The sequence below is a fragment of the Sphingomonas trueperi genome (assembly GCF_011927635.1).
GTDB lineage: Bacteria > Pseudomonadota > Alphaproteobacteria > Sphingomonadales > Sphingomonadaceae > Sphingomonas > Sphingomonas trueperi.
Genome location: NZ_JAATJB010000034.1, coordinates 1961 through 5415, shown reverse-complemented (window position 1 = coordinate 5415; position 3455 = coordinate 1961). Strand labels below are relative to the sequence as shown.

Below are 3455 nucleotides of genomic sequence, written 5' to 3'. Positions count from 1 at the left end.
TTGGTTGCGGGGGCAGGATTTGAACCTGCGGCCTTCAGGTTATGAGCCTGACGAGCTACCGGGCTGCTCCACCCCGCGCCAATGCTGGTTGCCTCTGTGGGAGGCAGAACGGGGGACGAATGTGAATGGGTTTTCCTGTTTCCGTGCCTTTGCCGACACCGGCTTCAATGCCTGGCGGCGACCTACTCTTCCATTGCTTGAGCAATAGTACCATCGGCGCTGTCTGGTTTCACGGCCGAGTTCGGGATGGGATCGGGTGGGTCACAGACGCTATGGCCACCAAGCAATGAAGCCGGTGTGGGCGAAGGGGGAAATGGGGTTTCAAATCGTGCAACTGTTAAAGGCTGGAATGTTCATCCACCCGGATCCAGACAACCCAGGGTTGTCGATGGGGGTGTGAAACTCTCAAGCGCGAAAAGAGCAATTAGTATCGGTTAGCTCCACGCGTTACCGCGCTTCCACATCCGATCTATCAAGGTCGTGGTCTTCGACCGCTCTATGAAATCTTATCTCGAGGGAGGCTTCCCGCTTAGATGCTTTCAGCGGTTATCCCGTCCATACATAGCTACCCAGCTGCGCTCCTGGCGGAACGACTGGTACACCAGAGGTATGTTCAACCCGGTCCTCTCGTACTAGGGTCAACTCCTCTCAAATTTCGACGCCCACGGCAGATAGGGACCAAACTGTCTCGCGACGTTCTGAACCCAGCTCACGTACCACTTTAATTGGCGAACAGCCAAACCCTTGGGACCTGCTCCAGCCCCAGGATGTGATGAGCCGACATCGAGGTGCCAAACAACCCCGTCGATATGAGCTCTTGGGGGTTATCAGCCTGTTATCCCCGGCGTACCTTTTATCCGTTGAGCGATGGCCCTTCCACGAGGGACCACCGGATCACTATGACCGACTTTCGTCTCTGCTCGACTTGTCAGTCTCGCAGTCAGGCTGGCTTATGCCATTGCACTCTAACAGCCGGTTTCCAACCGGCCTGAGCCAACCTTCGCGCGCCTCCGTTACTCTTTAGGAGGCGACCGCCCCAGTCAAACTACCCGCCACAGAGGGTCCCTGTACCGGATGACGGTACGAGGTTAGACAGTAAAGAACAACAGGGTGGTATTTCACTTGGTGGCTCCACACCAGCTGGCGCCGGTGCTTCAAAGCCTCCCACCTATTCTACACAGTTGTTCTCCACTGCCACTCTGAAGCTGCAGTAAAGGTGCACGGGGTCTTTCCGTCTAACCGCGGGTACTCCGCATCTTCACGGAGAATTCAATTTCGCTGAGCATGTCCTGGAGACAGTGGGGAAGTCGTTACGCCATTCGTGCAGGTCGGAACTTACCCGACAAGGAATTTCGCTACCTTAGGACCGTTATAGTTACGGCCGCCGTTTACCTGGGCTTCATTTCGGAGCTTGCACTCCTCCACTTAACCTTCAGGCACCGGGCAGGCGTCAGGCCCTATACGTCGTCTTGAAGCCGACTTAGCAGAGCCCTGTGTTTTTGCTAAACAGTCGCTACCCCCTGGCCTGTGCCCCCTCAAACCGGTTGCCCGGAATGAGGGCCTCCTTCTTCCGAAGGTACGGAGGCAATTTGCCGAGTTCCTTCAGGACACTTCTCTCAAGCGCCTTGGTATACTCTACCTGACCACCTGTGTCGGTTTCGGGTACGGTCTATACGGTGGGGCTATTTCCCGGGACTGCTTCGAAGCCAGTTCAATCCGATAAGAACTGACAACACACGCAATCCGTCACACACCACCAGGCCCACGAATATTAACGTGGTTCCCATCGACTACCCCCTTCGGGCTCGTCTTAGGGGCCGGCTCACCCTGCGCGGATTAGCCTTGCGCAGGAACCCTTGGTCTTTCGGCGAGAGGGCATCTCACCCTCTTTATCGCTACTCATGTCTGCATTCGCACTTCCGATACCTCCATGGTCGGTTACCCTTCCACTTCGCAGGCTTACGGAACGCTCCGCTACCGCTCATCTTACGATGAACCCTAAGCTTCGGTGCACGTCTTGAGCCCCGTTACATCTTCGCCGCAGGAACCCTTGTTTAGACCAGTGAGCTGTTACGCTTTCTTTAAAGGATGGCTGCTTCTAAGCCAACCTCCTGGTTGTTTTGGGATTCCCACATGCTTTCCCACTTAGACGTGACTTGGGGACCTTAGCTGTAGGTCAGGGCTGTTTCCCTTTTGACGACGGACCTTAGCACCCGCCGTCTGTCTCCCGGATATCACTCCTAGGTATTCGGAGTTTGGTTAGAATTGGTAGATCTCGCGACCCCCGCATCCATCCAGTGCTCTACCCCCTAGGGTGTTCATCCGAGGCACTACCTCAATAGTTTTCGCGGAGAACCAGCTATTTCCCGGCTTGATTGGCCTTTCACCCCTAAGCACAACTCATCCGGTAACTTTTCAACGTTAATCGGTTCGGACCTCCAGTGCGTGTTACCGCACCTTCATCCTGGTCATGCATAGATCGCCGGGTTTCGGGTCTAATGCATCAAACTAAATCGCCCTATTCAGACTCGCTTTCGCTGCGCCTACACCTATCGGCTTAAGCTTGCTTGATACATTAAGTCACAGACCCATTATGCAAGAGGTACGCTGTCAGGCCTCAAGGACCCTCCAACTGCTTGTAGGCATTCGGTTTCAGGTACTGTTTCACTCCCCTCATCGGGGTGCTTTTCACCTTTCCCTCACGGTACTAGTTCGCTATCGGTCATGTACGAGTATTTAGGCTTGGAGGGTGGTCCCCCCATGTTCAGACAGGATTTCACGTGTCCCGCCCTACTCGAGTCCTGATACATCACTTTCGCATACGGGGCTGTCACCCGCTATGGCCAACCTTTCCAGATTGTTCTGCTAGTTGAATATCAGGCACTGGCCTGGTCCGCGTTCGCTCGCCACTACTAACGGAATCTCGGTTGATGTCTTTTCCTCCGGGTACTGAGATGTTTCAGTTCGCCGGGTTCGCTTCACCAAAGCTATGTATTCACTTCGGTGATACCTTGCCCCAATTAACTCGGCAGTTGATCGCTCAACCGCTGAATTAATTGGTGAAGGTGGGTTTCCCCATTCGGAAATCGTCGGGTCAAAGCTTGCTCACAGCTCACCGACGCTTATCGCAGCGTGCCACGTCCTTCATCGCCTGTACATGCCAAGGCATCCACCAAATGCCCTTACCTCACGCTTGAGAGTCCACACCACCAACGACAACGCTGGGCGCTTGCTTGAAGCAAACACCAACTCGGCAGAGCAGCGTATCGCAGTATCTTGGTGTGGATGAAAATCTCAGCCTTTAATTGGACAGCTGTCGATCCAGTCTCACGACTGAAACCAACGCCGTCACGGCATCGATTTGAAAAACCCATTCACAATGTCAAAAAGCTCACGATCCATGGGATCGTAGGACCGCTGCCTCGGCAGCGGATCTCGTGTCTTCATCTCTGGAT

At 54.4% G+C, this 3455-nt stretch carries 1 tRNA gene and 2 rRNA genes; all 3 read right to left on the bottom strand.

What is annotated here, in order from left to right:
* Window position 1: 1 nt before the first annotated feature.
* A tRNA-Met gene (locus GGR89_RS21935) sits at window positions 2–78 on the bottom strand.
* Between the two features lie 91 nt (window positions 79–169).
* A 5S ribosomal RNA gene (gene rrf / locus GGR89_RS21930) occupies window positions 170–284 on the bottom strand.
* Between the two features lie 120 nt (window positions 285–404).
* Window positions 405–3196, bottom strand: a 23S ribosomal RNA gene (locus tag GGR89_RS21925).
* Window positions 3197–3455 lie beyond the last annotated feature (259 nt).